At 38.8% G+C, this 23419-nt stretch carries 17 protein-coding genes and 1 pseudogene; 15 read left to right on the top strand and 3 right to left on the bottom strand.

The features are described 5' to 3' along the window. Positions 1 to 3: 3 nt before the first annotated feature. Complete coding sequence (locus tag OO7_RS11670) at positions 4 to 1515, bottom strand: CoA-acylating methylmalonate-semialdehyde dehydrogenase (RefSeq protein ID WP_008916137.1); 1512 nt, start codon at positions 1513 to 1515, stop codon at positions 4 to 6. Positions 1516 to 1921: 406 nt separating this feature from the next. On the opposite strand from OO7_RS11670, the gene OO7_RS11665 reads away from it, so the two are divergent. The 3 genes from OO7_RS11665 (at position 1922) to mlaA (ending at position 4651) form a co-directional block, all read left to right on the top strand. After that, positions 1922 to 2758 carry a MurR/RpiR family transcriptional regulator gene (locus tag OO7_RS11665; RefSeq protein ID WP_008916136.1) on the top strand — a complete coding sequence of 279 codons (837 nt, stop codon included), beginning with the start codon at positions 1922 to 1924 and terminating at the stop codon, positions 2756 to 2758. A 500-nt stretch (positions 2759 to 3258) separates the two neighbouring features. Beyond that, positions 3259 to 3471, top strand: a complete 213-nt coding sequence (locus OO7_RS11660; RefSeq protein ID WP_008916135.1) for a YccJ family protein — start codon at positions 3259 to 3261, stop codon at positions 3469 to 3471. 427 nt (positions 3472 to 3898) lie between these two features. Further along, positions 3899 to 4651: a phospholipid-binding lipoprotein MlaA gene (mlaA, locus tag OO7_RS11655; RefSeq protein WP_008916134.1), complete on the top strand. Its 753-nt coding sequence runs from the start codon at positions 3899 to 3901 to the stop codon at positions 4649 to 4651. A 462-nt stretch (positions 4652 to 5113) separates the two neighbouring features. On the opposite strand, the gene fadL is transcribed toward mlaA, so the two are convergent. Continuing rightward, the gene (gene fadL / locus OO7_RS11650; RefSeq protein ID WP_043892886.1) at positions 5114 to 6448 is read right to left on the bottom strand and encodes a long-chain fatty acid transporter FadL; all 1335 of its coding nucleotides are present in this window, start codon (positions 6446 to 6448) and stop codon (positions 5114 to 5116) included. Between the two features lie 358 nt (positions 6449 to 6806). Between fadL and OO7_RS11645 the strand changes: the two genes are divergently transcribed. The 4 genes from OO7_RS11645 (at position 6807) to sixA (ending at position 11973) form a co-directional block, all read left to right on the top strand. After that, a complete protein-coding gene (locus OO7_RS11645) occupies positions 6807 to 7103 on the top strand; it encodes a YfcZ/YiiS family protein (protein ID WP_008916132.1) in 297 nt (98 codons plus the stop codon). A gap of 456 nt (positions 7104 to 7559) precedes the next feature. Then, complete coding sequence (gene fadI / locus OO7_RS11640; protein ID WP_008916131.1) at positions 7560 to 8879, top strand: acetyl-CoA C-acyltransferase FadI; 1320 nt, start codon at positions 7560 to 7562, stop codon at positions 8877 to 8879. Continuing rightward, complete coding sequence (gene fadJ, locus OO7_RS11635; protein WP_008916130.1) at positions 8879 to 11068, top strand: fatty acid oxidation complex subunit alpha FadJ; 2190 nt, start codon at positions 8879 to 8881, stop codon at positions 11066 to 11068. Before fadI ends, fadJ begins: the two co-directional genes overlap by 1 nt. A gap of 419 nt (positions 11069 to 11487) precedes the next feature. Next, the gene (gene sixA, locus OO7_RS11630; RefSeq protein ID WP_008916129.1) at positions 11488 to 11973 is read left to right on the top strand and encodes a phosphohistidine phosphatase SixA; all 486 of its coding nucleotides are present in this window, start codon (positions 11488 to 11490) and stop codon (positions 11971 to 11973) included. Positions 11974 to 12016: 43 nt separating this feature from the next. On the opposite strand, the gene smrB is transcribed toward sixA, so the two are convergent. Next, positions 12017 to 12559, bottom strand: coding sequence for an endonuclease SmrB (gene smrB / locus OO7_RS11625; protein ID WP_008916128.1), 543 nt, complete (start codon positions 12557 to 12559; stop codon positions 12017 to 12019). A gap of 244 nt (positions 12560 to 12803) precedes the next feature. On the opposite strand from smrB, the gene hutI reads away from it, so the two are divergent. The 8 genes and pseudogenes from hutI (at position 12804) to OO7_RS11585 (ending at position 23410) form a co-directional block, all read left to right on the top strand. Continuing rightward, positions 12804 to 14051 carry an imidazolonepropionase gene (gene hutI / locus OO7_RS11620; protein ID WP_008916127.1) on the top strand — a complete coding sequence of 416 codons (1248 nt, stop codon included), beginning with the start codon at positions 12804 to 12806 and terminating at the stop codon, positions 14049 to 14051. A gap of 227 nt (positions 14052 to 14278) precedes the next feature. After that, positions 14279 to 15010 carry a histidine utilization repressor gene (gene hutC / locus OO7_RS11615; RefSeq protein WP_008916126.1) on the top strand — a complete coding sequence of 244 codons (732 nt, stop codon included), beginning with the start codon at positions 14279 to 14281 and terminating at the stop codon, positions 15008 to 15010. A gap of 414 nt (positions 15011 to 15424) precedes the next feature. Next, on the top strand, positions 15425 to 17110 hold the full coding sequence (hutU, locus tag OO7_RS11610; RefSeq protein ID WP_043892704.1) for a urocanate hydratase: 1686 nt from the start codon (positions 15425 to 15427) through the stop codon (positions 17108 to 17110). Positions 17111 to 17122: 12 nt separating this feature from the next. Beyond that, complete coding sequence (hutH, locus tag OO7_RS11605) at positions 17123 to 18655, top strand: histidine ammonia-lyase (protein ID WP_008916124.1); 1533 nt, start codon at positions 17123 to 17125, stop codon at positions 18653 to 18655. Positions 18656 to 18744: 89 nt separating this feature from the next. Then, positions 18745 to 20142 (top strand): amino acid permease, encoded by a 1398-nt coding sequence (locus tag OO7_RS11600; protein WP_008916123.1) that lies wholly within the window; start codon positions 18745 to 18747, stop codon positions 20140 to 20142. A 211-nt stretch (positions 20143 to 20353) separates the two neighbouring features. After that, on the top strand, positions 20354 to 21286 hold the full coding sequence (gene prmB, locus OO7_RS11595) for a 50S ribosomal protein L3 N(5)-glutamine methyltransferase (RefSeq protein ID WP_008916122.1): 933 nt from the start codon (positions 20354 to 20356) through the stop codon (positions 21284 to 21286). Positions 21287 to 21358: 72 nt separating this feature from the next. Next, positions 21359 to 22446 (top strand): annotated as a pseudogene (gene aroC / locus OO7_RS11590) (chorismate synthase). Between the two features lie 160 nt (positions 22447 to 22606). Continuing rightward, on the top strand, positions 22607 to 23410 hold the full coding sequence (locus OO7_RS11585; protein WP_008916119.1) for a TSUP family transporter: 804 nt from the start codon (positions 22607 to 22609) through the stop codon (positions 23408 to 23410). The last annotated feature ends 9 nt before the right edge of the window (positions 23411 to 23419 follow it).

Genomic DNA, 23419 nt, shown 5'->3' with positions numbered 1-23419 from the left:
CATTTATTCCATGGTTGGCATTGTGAAACTACTTTCGTGATGCTCTAAACGTACACTTGCAGGCCAACGACTTGTAACAGTTTTCATGCGAGTATAGAAACGAACACCATCATTTCCATGCACATTTAAAGGACCGAAAATTGAGCGTTTCCAACCACCAAAGCTATGAAATGCCATTGGTACAGGGATCGGAATGTTGATACCAACCATGCCTGCTTGTACATTTTCTTGAAATTCGCGGGCTGTCTCACCATCTCGGGTAAAGATAGCAGTTCCATTTCCATATTCATGTTGGTTGATTAACTTCAAGCCAGTTTCAAAATCAGGCACACGAACAATAGCGAGTACAGGGCCAAAAATTTCATCTTTATAAATGTCCATTTCTGGTGTGACATTATCAAATAATGTAGGACCTACGAAATAGCCATTTTCAAATCCTGTAACTTGAAATTCACGACCATCAACTAATAAAGTCGCCCCTTGTTTTTCACCACTCGTAATATAGTCACAAATTTTTGCTTTATGTTGAGCAGAAATGACAGGTCCCATATCATTTTCTTTACCGTCGGTAATGCCTGGGCCCACTTTCATGTTGGCAATTTGTTCTTTTAACTTAGCAATTAGAGCATCAGCTGTTTCATCACCTACAGCTAAAACAATGGATAACGCCATGCAACGTTCACCTGCGGCACCGAATGCGGCACCCATAATTGCATTTGTTGCTTGGCCTAAATCAGCATCTGGCATCAAAATACAATGGTTTTTCGCTCCGCCTAATGCTTGACAACGCTTACCATGAGCAGAAGCGGTTGAATAAATATATTCTGCAATAGGAGTTGAACCTACAAAGCTAACCGCTTGAATAGCGGGATCTGTTAATAGCACATCAACGGCTTCTTTATCGCCTTGAACAACGTTAAATACGCCATCAGGTAAACCTGCCTCTTTCAAAAGTTTAGCGAGAGCAATCGCTAAAGAGGGATCTTTTTCAGAAGGTTTTAAAATAAAGGTGTTACCCGCTGCAATGGCGATCGGGAACATCCACATTGGCACCATTGCTGGGAAGTTAAATGGTGTAATTCCAGCACAAACGCCTAATGGCTGCATCAATGAGTGTGAATCTACGCCAGTTGCGACATTGGCAGAATGCTCACCTTTTTGTAAGTGAGGGATACCACAAGCAAATTCAACAACTTCAAGACCTCGGGTTAATTCACCAACAGCATCAGAGAAGACTTTACCATGCTCTTTAGAAATGAGACGCGCCAAATCATCCATATTATCTTCAAGTAATGCTTTGAATTTAAATAGAATACGAGAGCGTTTTAATGGTGAAAGTTTTGACCATTTTGGAAATGCTGCTTGTGCGACTTGTATTGCTGCTTTTGTTTCATCGGCGCTACTTAACCCCACTTGTGCAATTTGTTCACCTGTTGCAGGGTTAAATACTGGGGCAAAACGCCCACTTTTACTGGATACAATCTCACCACCAATGAAGTTATTAATCTGTTCCATGTTGCCTCTCTTTCGCTGACAGGATTACGTTGTTACATAATGTATATGAAATTTTTATTTCATTTTCAACTAAAATTGAAATATCATTCAATTTATGTGATCCATACAGGCTTTTTATGAAATTTATCATCCAAGATAAAAATTATGATTTTAAAAAGGGCGTCAATAGCTTATTTAGTTATGTAGCAGTTAAGAATACAGCATGAAATGTGACTTCCATTAACCTGAGCTATAATAGATATTATTGGTGTAAGTTGTTCTATAGATTATTTATAGTTGGATTATTTAGGGTAATTATTTGAAGTAGAGAAGGATGAAAGTCTTTGAAATGTGAACTAACTGTTTCAAAATAGTTCGACTAATGGCGCAAAAGAATTACAATTGGTAGCCAAACCATGGAGGTTATATGTCAAGCGCATCAAATTTAAATGAGTTTCAAGAACAAGTTCGTTCTCGATACGATGAATTAAGCAAACGGCTGCAACAAGTGGCTAGATATGTATTGGACAATACGAATAGTGTTGCATTTGATACGGTTGCGGTGATTGCGAAAGAAGCAAATGTACCGCCATCAACATTAATCCGCTTTGCAAATGCATTTGATTTTAGTGGCTTTAATGAGATGAAACAATTGTTTCGAATGAATTTGGTTGAAGAAACAGCAAGCTATACTGACAGAGCGAGATTATTTCGCGAAATGGATAGCGAGCAAGAATTGACTGATGATCCAATTCATATTTTAAAAGAGTTCGCTCATTCAAATGCTCAAGCATTACAGCAAATGGCAGCAAGAACTCCAGCTGAAGATATGGAAAAGGCTGTTTCATTATTAGCCGAAGCGAGAAATGTATATATTATCGGGTTGCGCCGTTCATTTAGTGTGGCAACCTATTTAAGTTACGCTTTGAGCCACTTAGAATGTCATCCTGTTCTTATTGATGGGTTAGGCGGCATGTTCAAAGAGCAAATTAGCCGAATTAATGAAAAGGATGTTGTTATCTCGATTAGTTTTACGCCTTATGCTCAAGATACCGTAATGGTAAGTGAAAAAGCGGCACAAACTGGGGCAAAGCAAATCGTTATCACCGATAGCCAAATCAGCCCACTTGCCAGTTTTAGTGATGTCTGTTTTGTGATTAAAGAAGCGCAAGTTGATGCATTTCGCTCTCAATCGGCAACGCTATGCTTAGCACAATCGCTGACAGTTGCTTTAGCTTATCGTCAAGGCAGTAAATTAGTTTAATCCATTCTACAAATAATAACCTTCATGAATATAGAGCGTTTTTCTATAAAATGTTCTATTTCTTTTTCTTAGGAACTGAAAACGGATAGCATATGTAAATTATATATTAATAATTCAGTTCGTATTTATTTTATTCTTGATTACTTTGATTATACTGTGCTTTCTGCATGTATTTCATTACGTATTCTAATTTTTCAAGAAAGTGTTTTTTCTTATAATTAGCAAATTCAATTTGCTGTTGAAAGTAAATTAATTGCTCTGCAATATTAGGGGCTATTATATTAAGCCTATTATATGTTCATTAATGAATGGTCACTTTTTTATAATTTATTGTGATTCTTTTTAACTGAATATATCATATTTATATATTCAGAAAACGTGATAAAAATGAGATATATCATCTTCGGTAAGCTATGTAATCATTAGACACATTTGTCTAATGATAATTGCTGCGTTTTCGTGGTATTGTTTTCTTAAGTTAAACGCAAAAGGGCAATGAAATGAAAGATCATCATATCTCTGATTGGGCAAAAGTACGTGAAACATCAATTGAAATTGCTGAAGCAATATTTGAATTAGCAAATAATGATGAAGTATTAGCAGAAAAAATATGGGAAGAAGGGGCTGATGAAGTTCTTCCGTTAGCTTTTTCTAAAACAGATAAAGACATTCTGTTTTGGGGAGAAGAGACTATCGAAAGAAAAAATGTTTAACTCATGATGCACAAAGCCCTTAACGTTAAGGGCTTCTTTTCTTTTTATTCTATACTCATCCTCGCTCATGTTATTGCTGACGATATCAATGAATCTATGAGTTATACAGACATAATTTTTTCAAAAGTAATGACTTTAAACTGAACTGTTTTATGTCTAATCTTAGTTAAGTGAATACACTTAAGTTGATTGGGGGTGAGATAAATCATAAACAATCTCTCCTTCATGAACGCATTAAGATCAGTATATTCTGTCATGCTTTGTTAATGTTATTCTGGTCGTTTATTTTTTTGTTTAAGTCTTTGTTATAGCGTTAATCACTCAATTTGATTAACAAAGATATCTATTTGGTTTTAATATTTTTTCATTAGTTTATAATTTGCCAAAAAAGAGCCATGGCTAGGTGATGTAGGGAATGGAGAGTAATATGAAGCTTCGCGTAAATAGCATTCTTCTTGCGGGTGTTTTATTAGTAGGGTGTTCAAGTACAATTGATCCAGTCACACACGAACGCTCTGACCCATTAGAAGGGTTTAACCGAGCGATGTTCAACTTTAACTATAATGTCTTAGATCCATATATCCTAAGACCAGTTGCAGTCGCATGGCGAGACTATGTGCCAACGCCAGCTCGAAATGGGTTAACTAACTTTTTTGTTAACCTTGAAGAGCCCGCAAGTATGCTAAACAGCTTCTTACGCGGAGAAATAACACAAGGCTTTAAACACTTTAACCGTTTCTTCCTCAATACCGTATTTGGTGTTGGTGGGTTAATTGATGTTGCATCCATGGCAAATCCGCAACTTGCGAAAGAAGAACCTAAACGTTTTGGTAATACATTAGGTTATTATGATGTCGGTTATGGTCCTTACGTGGTACTCCCCGGTTATGGTAGTTTTACGCCAAGAGAAGAGGGCGGTAATTTAGTTGACGATCTTTATCCAATGTTAAGTTATCTGACTTTCTGGATGTCGGCAGGTAAGTGGGCACTAGAAGGTATTGAAACGCGTTCACGGTTACTTGATTCTGACGGATTGCTAAAAAATTCATCAGATCCTTATTTATTGATGCGTGAAGCGTATTTCCAACGCAATGATTTCTTATCATCTGGTGGTGAGTTAAAAGCAACAGTCAACCCTAATGCTGCGGCAATTGAAGGTGACCTTGATTCTATTGATTAAGCTTTTTTAAGATAAAGCATTGTGAACGTTATCACTCTCTAATAGTTAGCTGGCATTAGAGAGTGATAAGAAAATTATTCATTATTACCTCTTCTTAGGCGCTGACTAATTGTATCTATAAGTGCGATAACACCCAATATACCAATAAAACTTACCGTAAATAATGTTCCCATAAAAATCTCCTACTTTGTCATAGAACCTCTTCCATCATTGGTGATTAGCCAATCTGATTGAATATGTATTTGTTGCAACTGAAATTAATATAGCACCATTATTTGTATAAATGATGACAGGAATGTATAAGCTATGTGATGTTTTGAAAATAAATTGCAAAGCAACATTATCTTGATTAGCAATAATAAATTTTAGATAAATAAGCAGTGAATATAAGCAGAAATGGTTTATTAGAGAAAATCAAACAGGGAATGACTCCCTGTTTGGGATTTTTAAGATAAAGCGTGATTAGAATGTGTAGTTGAAGTTAACACCATATAACCAAGCTGAACCTTCAGATTTGAATTGATATGCTGGGATCATTTGCTCAGGAATATTTTCACTGAGTTTTTCTTTTATGTCGACTTTTTTACCGTACATATAAGAAATACCTAAATCAACAGAAGCATTATCAGTAAATGCATAAGTTGTTCCCGCACTTAACCAATAACGATCTTGGTCTGGAATAGAGATAGAGCGATATTTTGTTGGAATTGGGCTTTCGTCATAAGCGACACCAGTACGGAAAGTCCAGTTATCGTCATAGAAATAGGTTGCACCTAATGCTAAACGCCAAGCATCTTTAAAGTGTTCGGGCTTGTGGAACAGTTCTTTGTTATCACTGCTACGATAAGCGGAAAGATCTTTAAAGGTACTCCAACCAGTATAAGAAACGCTATAGTGAAGAGCCCATTTAGGATCAACTTTATGGTAGCCTGAGAATTCCCAAATATCAGGTAAATTCAGATCCAGTTTACCTTTAATTTTATCTCCACCAGTCCCAACAATACCTAGTTGCCCTAACATTGGGTTATTACTTGGTAAATCATTAGAATATTTACCATCTTTAAATTTGACGGTGACTTTAGAGCGATAAGTAAAGCTCAAGCGGTTATCATCATTAAATTCGTATAAAACGCCCGCATTCCAGCCATAGCCCCAATCACTTCCGGTCAGTTTTGCCATTGTTGTATTCGCCGGAATAGGCGGAAGCCCGAGTTGAGTCACTGCAAGCCCTAAATCACCTGCATGGCGTTTAATTTCTGCATCAGCATAAACAGCATTCGCACCTAATCCGAAACTGAAATTATCATTTAAACGATAAGCACCGCTTAAGTTTAAATTTACTGTTTTCAGATCGGTTTTCCCACCAATTGAGCCTGCGGCATAATTTTTGTTAAAATCAGTTGCAAGACCAAAGTTGGTTGTCATTGATGTACCAACAGCCCATTTATCATTAACGGGGAAAATAAAGTGCGCGTTAGGAACCACTGCACTTGGAGCAATATCATTAGCGGTTAAATTACTACCAAATGGTGATTTACCGCGACCTTTAATATCAACACTTGGATCAATATAAACAGCACCAACAGACATTGCAGGTCGGTCAAATAACATCATTGCTGCTGGGTTACGGTTTCCTTCACTTGCGTTATCTCCGACAGCCCCAGCCCCAGAAAAAGCACGTCCTAATGCTGATGTAGAATATTCATTAAGCAAAAAACCAGCAGCACCTGCGTTCGATGAAACCAATGCCACTGCGATTGCTAATATATTACGATTAAACAGGTTTTTCTGGCTTATCATAACCAAAACCCTCTTGTATATTATTTAAATTAGCGACTTCTTGTCGCAAGAAGCGCAGAATTGTAGGGTCGCTTGCCGCTATGACAAATCAGACCAGTTGGTAGAGTATAGGTCTGACCACCATATGTGTTGCAAGCATGTTTTGCTTTTATATCTAAAATGTTTTCAAAATTGGGATTTAATTAACATAATTGCAACATTAAGATGATATTTATGAGAAAGTGAATAATAAATCCGTGGTTAGATCAAACTTATGGCGGATAGTCAGGGATTACATTTGATACAGACTAGTTTTTTGTTCTTTTTCAGCGGTAAGATAACAACTTACTAATAGTTTGTTGATTTGGAGAGTAAAATGACTGATGCGATTAACCGTTGTAACGCGGAAGAAACCGCTGCTTGCTGCTGTGTAGATGTGGGTACAGTTTTAGATAACAAAGATTGCACTGCATCGTATCAGCATGTTTTTGCGAACCAAGCAGAGGCGGAATCTGCGCTGAAAGAGCTGACAGCAAAGGCGAGAGCAGTGGAGTCAGACCCTTGCGTTATTCATCATAGCATTTCTAATGTGGATGGCGGGGTAGAGCTGTCAGTAAGTTTCACTTTTAGTTGTGAAGCTGAAAGTTTAATTTTTCAATTAGGCTTACGCTAATCAAACGTTTGATTAATTTTTTTCCTTCACTGCCAATTTATTTATGGCAGTGAAGGTTGTGTTAATCTATTTTTGTTAAATTCCTGCCTTTAAAAATCACATCTGAAAATTGTTCGATTTACAATCACCTTTTGGTTGTATTTATTGAGCTTATATTCTGTTGTGTCTTATCCAAATTTTATACATATCCTGAATTCTTCTATTGATAAAATTATCAATTTATTCTTCAACATAGTAAAAGGTCGCTAATTAGCAGTGAGTAAAATAATTGACCTTGAAAAGATGATGAGGCATTCATTCGTTTGAATTGGGGAAGTTGTGCTCAAGCTCGCATTTTCTTTATGATGCTATTTTCTATATGTGAAATTTATGTTAACAATGTGACAGGTCAGACCTCTTAACATTGCAAATTATACTCGTTAGCAACTTTCTTTATTACTTTTAGCAGGAGCTACCATGAATCAACTTTCCCATCATGGCGAAAGCACTCACACAACAAAGGAAAGGATCGCCATTGTGAGCGGTCTTCGTTTGCCTTTTGCTAAACAAGCCACGGCATATCAGGGAATTGCAGCAGTCGATTTGGGAAAAGCGGTTGTTGCAGAATTGATCAGCCGTAGCGGTATTGATAAAAATTTAATAGAGCAATTAGTTTTCGGACAAGTTGTACAAATGCCAGCCGCGCCTAATATTGCACGAGAAATTGTGTTAGGAACCGGAATGAGTGTCTCAACAGATGCTTACAGTGTTTCTCGTGCTTGCGCGACGAGTTTTCAGGCGATGGCGAACGTGATGGAAAGTATGCTTGCTGGGCATATTTCGGTTGGTATTGCGGGTGGTGCCGATTCATCTTCTGTTTTACCCATTGGGGTGACGAAAAAAATGGCAGCAACATTGCTGTCATTGAGTAAAGCAAAATCTTTTGGTCAAAAATTATCTTTAATTTCTAAATTAAGATTAAAAGATTTATTACCCGTTGCGCCTGCGGTTGCCGAATATTCAACCGGTTTGCGCATGGGCGATACCGCAGAGCAAATGGCAAAAAGTTACCACATCAGCCGCCTGCAACAAGATGAATTAGCACATCGTTCTCATCTATTAGCGGCAAAAGCTTGGGATAGTGGTGTTCTTGAGCAGGAAGTCATGACCGCTTATATGCCACCTTTTAAACAAGCATTTAATCAAGATAATAATATTCGAAAAAACTCAGTATTATCTTCATATTCTCAACTCAGACCTGCTTTTGATCGCAAACATGGCACAGTCACAGCAGCAAATAGTACGCCATTGACAGATGGCGCTGCTGCCGTGTTGATGATGACTGAATCTCGCGCAAAAGCTTTAGGTTATCAGCCGTTAGGCTACATTCGTAGTTTTGCTTTTTCAGCCATTGATGTTTGGCAAGATATGCTATTGGGTCCAACTTACGCGACGCCAATTGCATTAAAACGTGCAGGACTAACATTGCAAGATTTGACGTTAATTGATATGCATGAAGCATTTGCTGCGCAAACATTGGCAAATATTAAACTATTTGCTAGCCGCCAATTTGCACAAGAAAAACTTGGGTTATCAGATGCGATTGGTGAAATTGATATGGATAAATTTAATGTTCTTGGCGGATCGATTGCTTATGGACATCCATTTGCCGCGACAGGTGCTCGAATGGTGACACAAACGTTACATGAATTACGACGTCGTGGCGGTGGTTTCGGGTTAACTACGGCTTGCGCCGCGGGTGGTTTAGGTGCAGCAATGATTCTGGAGGTGGAATAATGGGACAACATTCTCCTATTCATAATGGAACGCATGAATTACCAGCGGCATTTCATCTTGAGGTTTATTCTCAAACAGTTGGGATCATTTTCATTGATGTACCAAATGAGAAAGTTAATACATTAAAAGCTGAATTTGCCCAGCAATTTCTCGCTATCTTACAAAAAGCACAATCTATCTCTGGGTTAAAAGGGTTAGTTATTACTTCCGGTAAGAAAGACAGTTTTATCGCGGGTGCTGATATTAGCATGATTGCTAATTGCCATAGTGAAGAAGAAGCCAGTGAATTATCTCGAGAAGGGCAACGACTGTTTGATAAGCTTGAAAACTATCCTTTACCCATTATTGCCGCCATTCATGGTGCTTGTTTAGGGGGGGGATTAGAACTGGCTTTAGCATGTCATGCGCGGGTTTGTTCAAATAGTGATAAAACACGCTTAGGGTTGCCCGAAGTTCAATTAGGTTTACTTCCTGGTTCTGGTGGAACTCAACGCTTACCGAAATTGGTTGGGATACCAAAAGCGCTAGATCTCATGTTAACGGGTCGCCAATTACGTGCTAAACAAGCTTTACGAATTGGCTTAGTTGATGATGTGGTGCCAGAGACGATTTTATTAGATGTTGCTGTTGAGATGGCTAAAAAAACGAAGATACAGCGTAAGCCTATTCATTGGCAACAACGTTTATTAGGCAGCAAATTATTGCGTAATAATGTATTTTCGAGTGCAAAACGCAGCGTGCTGAAAAAAACTAAGGGTCATTATCCTGCACCTGAAAAAATAATTCGAGTTGTAAAAACAGGAATTGAACACGGAAGCAAGGCAGGATATGAGGCGGAAGCTAAAGCATTTGGCAAATTAGTGATGACACCTCAGTCGGTGGCTCTACGTAGCTTATTTTTTGCAACGACATCATTGAAAAATGAAACGGGCTCTTCAGCAAATCCATTAACTGTTAAACAAGTGGGTGTGCTTGGTGGTGGGTTAATGGGGGGAGGTATTGCTTTTGTTACTGCAATGCGAGCAGGTTTACCTGTACGCATTAAAGATATCAATGAGAAAGGAATTACCCAAGCTCTACATTTTAGTTGGGATTTGTTAACACGCCGAGTCAAGAGAAAACACATGTCGCCGCGTGAGCGCGATGCGATTATGGCAAAAATTTCAGGCACGCTAAATTATCAAGGTCTTGAACATGCTGATTTAATTGTTGAGGCTGTTTTTGAAGATTTGAACTTGAAACAAAAAATGGTTTCTGAAGTTCAGGACGTGACGGCAGGGCAGGCTATTTTTGCTTCTAATACATCTTCATTACCTATTTATAAAATTGCTGAACATGCGGAAAAACCTGAGAAGGTTATCGGACTACATTATTTTAGTCCGGTTGATAAAATGCCATTAGTTGAAGTCATTCCGCACAAAAAAACGGATGCTGAAACGATTGCCACCGTGGTAGCATTTGCAAAACGTCAAGGTAAAACAGCAATTGTTGTTGGTGATGATGCGGGATTTTATGTAAACCGTATCTTGGCACCTTATTTATGTGAAGCTGCTGAATGTTTAGTTAGCGGTGAATCAATTGAATATATCGATAGCGCGTTAGTTGATTTTGGTTTCCCTGTTGGGCCATTTAATCTTTTAGATGAAGTTGGGATTGATGTTGGTACCAAAATTCTTCCAATTCTTGTTGAGCGTTTTGGTGATAGGTTCAAAGCCCCTGATATTCTTGATAAAGTGAACAATGATGGTCGCAAAGGTAAAAAGAACGGTAAAGGTTTTTACCTGTATGATCATCAACCAATATCCAAACTTTTATTTTGGAAAAAAACATCAAAACGTCAAGTAGACCACAGTGTTTATGCTTTACTCGGCATTCAATCACATAGTCATTTAAGTAAAATTGATATTGCAGAACGTTGTGTCATGCTAATGCTTAATGAAGCTGTACGCTGTTTGGACGAAAAAGTGATCCACAATGCGCGAGATGGGGATATTGGTGCCGTATTTGGTATCGGTTTCCCACCTTTCTTCGGTGGACCTTTCCGTTATATGGACAGCTTAGGCATTCAAAAAACAGTTGATACAATGAATAACTTAGCTGAACGTTACGGCGACAAATTTCGACCGTGCGAGTATTTATGCCAAATGGCAGAAGAGAATAAAACGTTTTTTGCCAGTAATGCAGATTAGCTAATCAAAATTTGTTGATGGTATTATTTACTCATATTATTTAATAACATAATTTGAGCATTATAATTTAAGCATTATAATTTAAGAATCTAGTATTATGACTGCTTAAATAGCCTGATGTTTTCCTGTCATTTATGGAACATCAGGTTTTTTTATAGCACCAGTTATCGCTTTTGTTTCATTTATTATATTTTATTTTATGTCATGATGTTGTAGTAAATAACAGACAAAAAACAGCCTAAATCATTTTATTTATCGACAGTTTGATGCAAAATCACCCTTCATCATCAGTTTCTCGTATTCAATGGGAACATCATTTATCTCCATTGAATGATTTTAGGGAATTGTTGATACTGGTGAGCAACAATTTAATAAATAATTAGCTCATCATTATTATCAGGCTACTCAAATGGTGGAATATGCAAGTTTATATTATGCGTCACGGCGACGCAGCATTACAGGCTGCTAGTGATGCGGCAAGAGCATTAACACAGAAAGGAAAAGACGATTCGGTAATAATGGCAAAGTGGTTAAGCGAAAGAACACCTGCTATTGATAATGTATTAGTGAGTCCTTATTTGCGAGCTGAGCAAACATTAGAAGAAATAAGCCATTATTTACCACTACCTGCTCAAATTGAAGTCACTTCAATGCTAACGCCAAATGGCGATGCGCAATATGTTGCTGATAAAATCCTTGATTTGGCAGCACTTGGTGCGAATGCAGTGTTAGTGGTTTCTCATTTGCCACTTGTCGGTTACTTGGTTTCTGAGCTTTGTCCACATGAAGCACCGCCGATGTTTATGACATCATCAATCGTTTGTATTGAACTGGATGTTAAACATCACAAAGCACGGCTAGAATGGATGCTTAATCCAGCGCAATTATTAGCTATTAATAAATAGTAAAAAGAATAAGTGGTGTAGAGAGCATTAAATTGGATGATCTCTACCTTCTGCTATTTTCCTCGATATCAATCAGTAACAATAGTGAAGCACTTCCTCCCCACTCTTTAGGGGCTTGATGAAAAGCAACAATATCAGGATGTTGAGCTAACCAAAGTGGCGTTTGTTGCTTTAAAATATGTTTTCCATGTCCATGCATAATGCATGCGCAGAAGACATTTTCACGCAGACATGCCGCAATGAGAGCACCTATTTCTTGTTTAGCTTCCATCTGAGTTAAGCCATGTAAATCAAGAAATAATTCAGGGATATAATCACCACGACGTAACTTCTTCAATTCATACGGGTTAGAACCCGGCTTTAAATAGCGCGTCGGGCCTTCGCTCTCTAATTGTGGCTGAAATTCATCTGAAAAATAGAATGAAGCATCAATTTGTTCTTGAAATACCTTTTTATTGGAAGGTTGGGTGACTTTTGCGCGCGGTGGTGTATGCAAGATTTGATCTTGACGAATTTTTTTAGTGCCGCGAATAGCTTCTTTAAAAAGATGAATCTCATCATCTTGTAATCCAAATTTATTTTTCATTTTTATTAGTAATCTTTTAAATAATCTTATTTGTATAAGTGTAACCTATTTTGCCTGATGTAAGTAAGTCATCCTATTTGAATTAATAATGATATTAATGAGGATAATTATTGAAATTAAGTAAATTCAAATTAACAAAAAATTAACTAATTTATCCTTTTATCATTGACAACGGATGGTTTATTAGTCTAATTGTATATACATCTCTATACCTGCTATCTTTCTCATCTTAAAGGGACTAATAATGTCATTTAAACTACTTGCTCAAGATATTATTTGGCGAAATGGACGACTTGCAACCATGGATCCCGATTTAAAAACGGCATATGGGTTACTGGAAAACTACGATATGGTCACCCGGGGCAAGACGATTGTGGCTATTTTGCCACAAGGAATACTTGATAATGATGTTTGTGAAATCGTGGATTTAGCTGGGCGTTTAGTGACTCCTGGGCTAATTGATTGCCATACCCATTTAGTGTTTGGTGGCAATCGTGCGCCAGAGTGGGAACAGCGCATGAAAGGCATTTCTTATGAAACAATCAGCCAGCAAGGTGGTGGCATAAATTCAACAGTGCGGGCAACACGTTCTCTTAGTGAAGATAATTTATACAGAATATCACAACCGCGTTTAGAAGCCCTTATTCGTGAAGGTGTCACAACAATTGAAATGAAATCGGGTTATGGGCTGGATTTACAGAATGAAGAAAAACAACTGAATGTGGCAAAACGCCTTGCTGAGGCTTATCCCATCACAGTAAGTTCGACATTGTTATCTGCGCATACTGTTCCCCCTGAATATCAAGGAAAATCGGATGAATATATTGATTTGATTTGTGAACAAATTATGCCGCAATTATGGCAAAAAGGATTGTTCGAATCTGTTGATGTATTTTGTGAAAGTGTGGGCTTTTCATTAGAACAAAGTAAAAAGTTATTTTTAGCCGCTCAGCAATTAGGTATTCCAGTAAAAGGGCATGTAGAGCAACTTTCTAATCTTGGTGGCAGTGAGCTTGTCGCGAGTTTTAAAGGTTTATCCGTTGATCATATTGAATATCTTGATTTACAAGGGATTCGAGCATTAAAAGAAAGTGGGACTGTCGCTGTTTTATTGCCAGGTGCATTTTATTTCTTGCGCGAGACTAAATTACCGCCGATTGAATTACTGCGAGAAAATCAGGTACCAATGGCAATATCGACTGATTTTAATCCAGGCACAAGTCCATTTGCCTCTTTGCGCATGGTGATGAACATGGCCGCTGTATTATTCAGGTTAACACCAGAGGAAGTTTGGTCTGGTGTGACATGTCACGCTGCGCGCGCATTAGGTCGGGAAGAGACGCATGGGCAATTAAAAACAGGTTATCAAGCCGATTTTATTGTGTGGAATGTATCTGAGCCGGTTGAAATAATTTATGAGCAGGGCAGCCACCCATTACATTTACGCGTTTATCAAGGCAAGGTAACCCATGATCATTCATCGTTTTTCTGATACAGAATAAACAATTCTAATAGCGCTTAACTCATTATTAAGCATAACATTATGTTATAGCGTGTATTTAGGCGCTAAATAGATTGTTAGTGATATTTATTAACACTGCCAGAACACAAATGATTTGCTAAAGTAATATAATATGTCATGAAAGATATCCTATTTTATGTTATTCATATAAATAATATTTAGGGTTAGACATTTTACTTTTACTATGGGAATGATTTGTGGCAGCCGATAAAAAAAACGTCAGGGAAACGCCTATCCCACTGTATTTACAAGTAAAACAATTAATAATTGAAAAGATCCATGACGGGTATTGGAAAGCAAATGATCGCATTCCATCTGAAGCGGAACTTGTCAAACAGTTTGCTTGTAGCCGTATGACAGCTAACCGCGCGTTAAGGGAATTAACTGCGGAAGGTTTACTTGTCCGTGTACAAGGCGTTGGCACTTTTGTGGCTGAGCCGAAAGGACAATCTGCACTTTTTGAAATTCATAGCATTGAGTCTGAAATTGTTGCTAGAAATCATCAATATAGCTGTAAAATTATCAAATTGGAGGCTGTTTCTGCTTCCGTTCCTTTAGCGCGTGAGTTAGATATTTTACCTGAAACATTAGTTTTTCATTCTGTCATTGTGCATTATGAAAATAATATTGCAGTACAGATTGAAGACCGCTATGTGAATGCTTTAGCTGCACCAGACTATTTGCAGCAGGATTTTATGCACATTACCCCACATGATTACCTGTCTAAAGTTGCGCCATTGACAGAAGGTGAACATATTGTTGAGGCGGTTGAAGCGGATGAGCGATCAGCCAAATTATTAACTATCTCAGTCGGCTCTGCATGCCTATTAATTTCACGTCGCACTTGGTCCCAATCTTTTGTTGTCACCAGCACAAAGCTCCTTTTCCCCGGTAATCGTTATAAATTAAAGGGGCATTTCACTTCTTAGAATAAGTGATCCTTATTAATGGGATGACTTTCACTTCTGAATATCACATTGCTTGCCAAATAGGCACTAAATGAAAATGTGTCATGGCGAGTAATGCAAACTTTTGATTCTCTGTTTTGCTTTAATCAAGAGAATAAAACAATCGTTTATTCAAGTTTAGATATCATTAATTAACCTATTTCATGTAAATTAAATGTGAAATTAATGTGATCTTGCTGGCAGAGCTCGAACAAAAAATTGGCATAAAAAGTAATGGAGATACATTTATCGTATTGTAAAATAAATAAATATTGTCATTTAATTAAATTTTCAGACAAAAATTAATGTTAAATTTGGTATTGATTGTGCATGTATATACAACTATACATATAGGAAGACATTATCAGTCAATATGGATTTACAGATAAAGAGGGTATGAATGTGACAACGATAAATAATAAATACAGAAATGGTGAAATTAGAGCAGCGCGCGGCAATACCTTACAGGCGAAAAGTTGGTTAACGGAAGCACCATTACGCATGTTGATGAATAATTTAGACCCTGATGTTGCAGAAAATCCGCATGAATTGGTGGTATATGGTGGAATTGGCCGAGCAGCACGTAACTGGCAATGTTACGACAAAATTGTTGAAAGCCTCAAAAATTTAGAAAATGATGAAACGTTGTTGATTCAATCAGGTAAGCCTGTTGGGGTCTTTAAAACGCATGAAAATGCACCGCGCGTATTAATCGCTAACTCAAACATTGTTCCGCATTGGGCTAATTGGGAGCATTTTAACGAATTGGATGCAAAAGGGCTGGCAATGTATGGGCAGATGACAGCCGGAAGCTGGATTTACATTGGTAGTCAAGGCATTGTGCAAGGCACTTATGAAACATTTGTAGAGGCTGGTCGCCAGCATTTTAATGATGATTTAACGGGGCGCTGGGTGCTTACTGCGGGTCTTGGTGGTATGGGCGGCGCACAACCACTTGCTGCAACACTCGCGGGAGCATGTTCTTTAAATATTGAATGCCAGCAAAGCCGTATCGATTTTCGTTTACGTACGAAATATGTTGATGAACAAGCAACCGACCTTGATGATGCTCTAGCGCGTATTAAAAAATACACTTCCGAAGGAAAAGCTGTTTCTATTGCATTATGCGCAAATGCCGCAGAAGTTCTACCGGAGCTAGTCAAGCGTGGTGTGCGTCCTGATATGGTTACTGACCAAACCAGTGCCCATGACCCACTAAATGGTTATTTACCTATTGGCATGACTTGGGAAGAGTACCGCGAGCGTAGTGTGAAAGATCCAGAAGGTACGACTAAAGCGGCTAAGCAATCTATGGCTGAGCATGTAAAAGCAATGCTCGCATTCCAAAAACAAGGTATTCCTACATTTGATTACGGAAATAATATTCGTCAAATGGCATTAGAAATGGGTGTTAAAAATGCCTTTGATTTTCCAGGATTTGTTCCTGCCTATATTCGCCCTCTCTTTTGCCGTGGTATAGGGCCTTTCCGTTGGGTGGCGTTATCAGGTGACCCGGAAGATATTTATAAAACAGATGCCAAAGTGAAAGAGTTATTACCTGATGATAAACATCTACATCATTGGTTAGATATGGCACGTGAGCGTATTAGTTTCCAAGGTTTACCGGCACGAATTTGCTGGGTTGGGTTAGGTGATCGTGCGAAATTAGGTTTAGCTTTCAATGAAATGGTTAGAACAGGCGAGGTATCAGCGCCAATTGTTATTGGACGCGACCATTTAGATTCTGGCTCTGTTGCAAGTCCTAATCGCGAAACAGAAGCAATGAAAGATGGTTCAGATGCAGTGTCAGATTGGCCATTATTGAATGCACTACTCAATACCGCGAGTGGGGCAACGTGGGTTTCATTACACCATGGCGGTGGTGTGGGAATGGGCTTCTCACAACACTCTGGTGTGGTCATTGTGTGTGATGGAACAGATGAAGCTGCAGAACGTATTGCTCGAGTGCTCCATAATGATCCTGCTACAGGTGTTATGCGTCATGCCGATGCTGGATATGATATTGCGATTAAATGTGCGCAAGAAAAAAACCTTAATTTACCTATGCTGAAAGCGCGCTAAGGAGTGAATGCAATGACTAAGTTAACGATTCATCCAGGAAAAATGACACTCGACGATTTGCGTTCAGTTCTGTTTAATCCTATTACCATTAAACTTGATAAACGCTCGCATGCCGCTATTGAAAAAAGTGTCATGACGGTAAACCAAATTATTGCTGAAGATAAAACAGCTTACGGCATTAATACAGGTTTCGGTTTACTGGCTAATACGCGCATTGCTACAAAAGATTTGCAATCATTACAACGCTCTATTGTGATGTCTCATGCCGCTGGTGTTGGTGAACCGCTTGATGATGAGCTTGTTCGCCTAATTATTGTATTAAAAATCAATAGCTTAGCACGCGGTTTTTCTGGGATCAGATTAGAGGTTATTGAAGCATTAATTTCATTAGTTAATCATGAAATATATCCATTTATCCCTGCGAAAGGTTCTGTGGGGGCGTCAGGTGACTTGGCACCTTTAGCGCATATGAGTTTGATTTTGTTAGGTGAAGGTAAAGCGCGTTATCAAGGTAAATGGATAACGGCTAAATCAGCGATGGAAAAAGCTGGCTTAAAACCATTAACACTAGAAGCAAAAGAAGGGCTAGCGTTATTAAATGGCACTCAAGCTTCCACCGCTTTTGCCTTAAAAGGCTTGTTTGAAGCTGAGAATTTGCTGCTGACAGGAATTGTTTGCGGTTCATTGAGTTTAGAAGCAACTTTGGGTTCGCGTAAACCTTTTGATCCGCGAGTGCAGGAAGTTCGCGGCCAAAAAGGGCAAATTGATGTCGCGGCATTATTCCGCGAAATATTGACACCTACCAGTGAACTTGCTCAATCTCATGAAAATTGTATTAAAGTTCAAGACCCGTATTCACTGCGTTGTCAGCCTCAAGTTATGGGGGCGTGTTTAACTCAAATTCGTCAAGCTGCTGACGTGATTTTAATTGAATCAAATGCAGTATCTGATAATCCATTAGTCTTTACCGATAATGGCGATATTATTTCTGGTGGAAATTTCCATGCGGAACCTATTGCAATGGCCTCTGATAATATTGCGTTGGCATTAGCTGAAATAGGCGCGTTATCAGAGCGTCGTATTGCGTTATTAATGGATACACATATGTCGCAGTTACCTCCATTTTTAGTCAATAATGGTGGGGTGAATTCGGGTTTTATGATTGCGCAAGTGACTGCGGCAGCATTAGCTAGCGAAAATAAAGCATTAGCACATCCATCTAGTGTTGATAGTTTACCAACTTCCGCAAACCAAGAAGATCATGTTTCTATGGCACCAGCCGCAGGCCGTCGTTTGTGGGAAATGGCGAAAAACGTTACTGGAATTCTGGCTATCGAGTGGTTATCCGCTTGCCAAGGTATTGATTTCCGTGATGGGCTGAAATCAAGTGAAAGGTTAGAAACTGCACGTAAAATTCTGCGTGATAAAGTCTCTTATTACGATAAAGACCGTTATTTCGCACCAGATATTGAAGCTGCGATTAATCTCATTAACGAACACAAACTATCTCAATTATTCACTCAACAGGTTGTATTTCCTAATTAATAAATCATGCAATAATAGGCAGCCGTAATAACTCGGCTGCTTATCGTATTTATCTGCACGACCATTACAATAATTATGAAGGATAAATCATGCAAAGCACATCAAAACTTACGCGTGGACTTTCTGCGCGTCATATCCGGTTTATGGCCCTCGGGGCAGCAATTGGAACAGGTCTTTTTTATGGTTCAGCTAAAGCAATTGAAACGGCAGGTCCTGCGGTTTTAATTGCTTATATCATTGGTGGTGCTGCCGTTTTCATGGTCATGCGCGCACTGGGAGAAATGGCAGTTCACAATCCTATTGCTGGCTCATTTTCTCAATATGCGAGTCACTATTTAGGTCCAATAGCCGGTTTTTTCGCAGGTTGGACTTATGTTTTTGAAATGTTGATTGTCTGCTTAGCCGATGTCACTGCATTTGGTTTCTACATGAAACTTTGGTTCCCCGATGTTGAACAATGGATTTGGGTTCTCAGTATCATCTGTTTTATTGGTGCTATTAACCTATGTCATGTGAAAGTATTTGGCGAAATGGAGTTTTGGCTCTCTATCATCAAAATTGTCGCTATTATTGCCATGATTTTAGGTGGCGCTGCAATCATGATGTTTGGCTTTGGTCAAGTCTCTGATCATGCTGTTGGTCTTTCAAATCTCTTTGACTATGGCGGCTTTATGCCAAATGGGGTTGGAGGGGTGATTGCATCATTTGCCGTGGTGATGTTTGCCTTTGGTGGTATTGAAGTTATTGGGATCACTGCAAGTGAAGCGAAAAATCCTGAAGTGACAATTCCACGGGCAATAAATGCCGTTCCTATTCGTATCCTACTATTCTATGTGCTGACATTACTTGTATTGATGTGTATCTATCCGTGGAACCAAATTGGTCAACAAGGCAGCCCATTTGTGCAGATTTTTGATAGTTTAGGTATTCAATCGGCTGCGAATATTCTCAATGTTGTAGTGATCACAGCCGCTATTTCGGCAATTAATAGTGACATTTTTGGTGCAGGGCGCATGATGTATGGAATGGCACATGAAGGGCAAGCACCTAAAGTATTCACAAAATTAACAAAAAATGGCGTGCCATGGATGACAGTGTTGGCAATGTCAGTCATTTTATTAGTTGGTGTAGTATTGAATTACCTTATTCCTGAAAAAGTATTCTTAGTCATCGCGTCAATTGCCACTTTTGCAACTATTTGGGTGTGGTTGATGATTTTAGTTTCGCAAGTCGCTATGCGGAGAAAAATGACTAAAGAAGAAGCGAGTAAACTAAAATTCCCTGTTCCATTCTGGCCAGTTGGTCCAATCATCGCGATTATCTTTATGCTGTTTATCTTTGGTGTGCTAGGTTATTTTGAAGATACACGCATTGCTTTATATGTCGGTATTATTTGGTTAGTGATACTGTCAGTGGCTTATACATTATGGGTGAAAAAGCCGACTAAAAAGGTTGAGTCTCGTTATGAAGCTGAAATGGTAGAATAAAAAAATTATCCTTTATCAGCATTAATATTAATCCTTCATTATTTATACTTAGATAATGAAGGATTTTTCTATCTTGCAAACCATGATTTCTATTGTTTTAGACTCGTCAAAAATGAATCATCCCTGTATATTTCTGATATTAACTGCTGATTTGTCTTTCACTTCATGGCAAACTTAAAACCTTTTGATATACACTCTGGAGAAACCCTTCTTGGAAAAGATCTTCGTTGATGAGGCTGTCGCTGAGCTTCATACCATTCAGGACATTTTGCGCTGGACAATGAGCCGCTTCAATGCTGCCGATGTTTATTATGGTCATGGCACGGATAATGCTTGGGATGAGGCGCTGCAATTAGTGTTGCCAACGCTATATTTACCTCTCGACATTCCTGATGAGTTGCTCTCTTCACGCCTAACTCCAACGGAGCGCCATCGTATTATTGAGCGTGTTTTACGCCGTATCAATGAACGTATTCCAGTTGCTTATCTGACAAACCGCTCTTGGTTCTGCGGCCATGAATTTTATGTCGATGAACGCGTTTTAATTCCGCGTTCGCCAATTGGTGAACTTATCAATAACCACTTTGTTGGGTTACTTGCTGATGAACCTTACAACATATTGGATATGTGTACTGGCAGTGGCTGTATTGCAATTGCTTGTGCTTATGAATTTCCAGAGGCAGAAGTTGATGCAGTAGATATTTCTACAGATGTGCTGGCTGTCACTGAACTGAACATTGAAAATCACGGATTAACCCACCGCGTTATCCCAATTCGTTCAGATCTGTTTAGAGACATGCCTGAAGTTAAATATGACTTAATAGTGACGAATCCACCTTATGTTGATGCTGAGGATATGGATGATTTACCAGAGGAATTCCGTGTAGAGCCTGAATTAGCACTTGCGGCTGGCAATGATGGTCTTCAATTAGTTCGCCGTATTTTAGCTAATGCTCCGCGTTTCCTTACTGATGAAGGTGTACTGATTTGCGAAGTGGGCAATAGTATGGTTCATCTTATTGATCAATACCCAGAAATTCCGTTCATTTGGTTAGAATTTGAATTTGGTGGTGATGGCGTCTTTATGTTAACACGTGAGCAATTGGTTGAGCATAGCGCCCATTTCCAACAGTACATGGATTAACATTGTTTAGAATATAAAAAATTTAACTTTTCCACACAACATCACAATAAAAAATTCATATAGGAATTGGTTATGGCAGGAAATTCAATAGGTCAATTATTTCGTGTTACCACATTTGGGGAATCACACGGTTTAGCATTAGGTTGCATTATTGATGGTGTTCCACCAGGACTGGAATTGACAGAAGCTGATTTACAAGGTGATCTTGATCGCCGCCGTCCAGGCACTTCACGTTACACCACGGCACGTCGTGAACCAGACCAAGTTAAAATTCTTTCGGGTGTTTTTAATGGCGTGACGACAGGCACTAGCATAGGCTTATTAATCGAAAATACTGACCAGCGCTCACAAGATTATGGTGCTATCAAAGATGTCTTTAGACCAGGGCATGCCGATTATACCTATGAGCAAAAGTATGGTATGCGAGATTATCGCGGTGGTGGTCGTTCATCTGCCCGAGAAACAGCCATGCGTGTGGCTGCTGGTGCGATAGCTAAAAAATATCTGCATGAAAAGTTTGGGATAACTATTCGTGGTTGCCTAACTCAAATGGGCTCTGTGAAATGTGATATCAAAGATTGGTCAATTGTTGAAGATAATCCTTTTTTCTGCCCTGATCCAAGTAAATTAGAAGCACTTGATGAATTATTGCGTGGATTAAAAAAGAAGGTGATTCTATCGGGGCTAAAGTGACTGTCATCGCTGAAAATGTTCCGGCAGGTTTAGGTGAACCTGTTTTTGACCGTTTGGATGCCGATATTGCTCACGCTTTAATGAGCATTAATGCAGTTAAAGGCGTTGAAATTGGTGATGGATTTGATGTTATCAGCCTAAAAGGCAGTGAAAATCGTGATGAAATCACGGAAGCTAGATTTACCTCAAATCATGCTGGCGGTATTTTAGGGGGAATTAGCAGTAGTCAGCCTATTATTGCCCATATTGCAATGAAACCTACCTCCAGTATTACGGTTTCCGGTAAAACATTAAATCGGCATGGTGAAGAAGTTGAGATGATAACCAAAGGTCGCCATGATCCTTGTGTTGGTATCCGTGCTGTTCCTATTGCAGAAGCTATGTTGGCAATTGTCTTAATGGATCATTTTTTACGCCATCGTGGGCAGTGTGCTGATGTCATTCCGACAATGAAGCCTTTTGTATAAGTCATATTAACTCATTGGGGAGACTAATCTTATTGTCTTCCCAATGCATTCTGTTATTTATATGCATGACGAAGGTTTAGATGTCGCCTCCTTAAACAAAGCATCTAGGCAAGATATCGTATATATCTATCCCCTCTAATTCTGGTTTCTGGATTAAAAAATGGATTGGCTGACCGCCGTTGCACCTGAAGTTTATTTACTTCTGTTTTTTGTTGCGCTTTTTGCGGGTTTTATTGATTCCATCGCAGGTGGTGGTGGCTTATTGACAATTCCGGCATTGCTCTCTGCGGGTATTACACCTGTAGAGGCGCTTGCAACCAATAAATTACAAGCAGTTGGTGGTTCTTTTTCCTCGACGCTCTATTTTGTAAAACGAAAGGCAATTAGTTTACGAGAGCAAAGATTCCCTTTCATCATGACTGTTTTTGGTTCGATGTTAGGTGCTATTCTGATCCAGATGATTAGCACTGATTTTCTGAAACAGTTATTACCGATGATGATTATCTTTGTTGGTCTCTATTTTCTATTAACACCTTCAATTGGTATAGAAGATCGCCATCAGCGGGTAAGCATGCCAGTATTTGGTATGACCATTGGGCTGGGAATGGGTTTTTATGATGGGGCATTTGGTCCGGGGACTGGCTCATTCATGGCGTTAGGTTATGTTTTGTTATTAGGCTATAACCTTGCTAAAGCGACTGCCCATGCAAAATTGCTTAATTTTGCCTCGAATCTTGGCTCTTTAGTCTTTTTTATTATCGGAGGTCATGTTCTTTGGACATTAGGCTTTGTTATGCTTATCGGCCAAATGGTTGGCGCGAGACTGGGTGCTAGGTTAGTGTTAACTAAAGGACAAAAGCTGATCCGACCAATGATTGTCGTTATCTCTTTATTAATGAGTATTAAATTACTTCATGATAACCATGGTGATGCTATCAAGGCTTGGGTTATTTCATTATTTTAAGATGATTTA

The sequence above is a fragment of the Providencia sneebia DSM 19967 genome (assembly GCF_000314895.2).
Lineage (GTDB): Bacteria > Pseudomonadota > Gammaproteobacteria > Enterobacterales > Enterobacteriaceae > Providencia > Providencia sneebia.
Note: the sequence above shows the minus strand (reverse complement) of the source record. Positions and strands in the feature narration are given on the sequence as shown.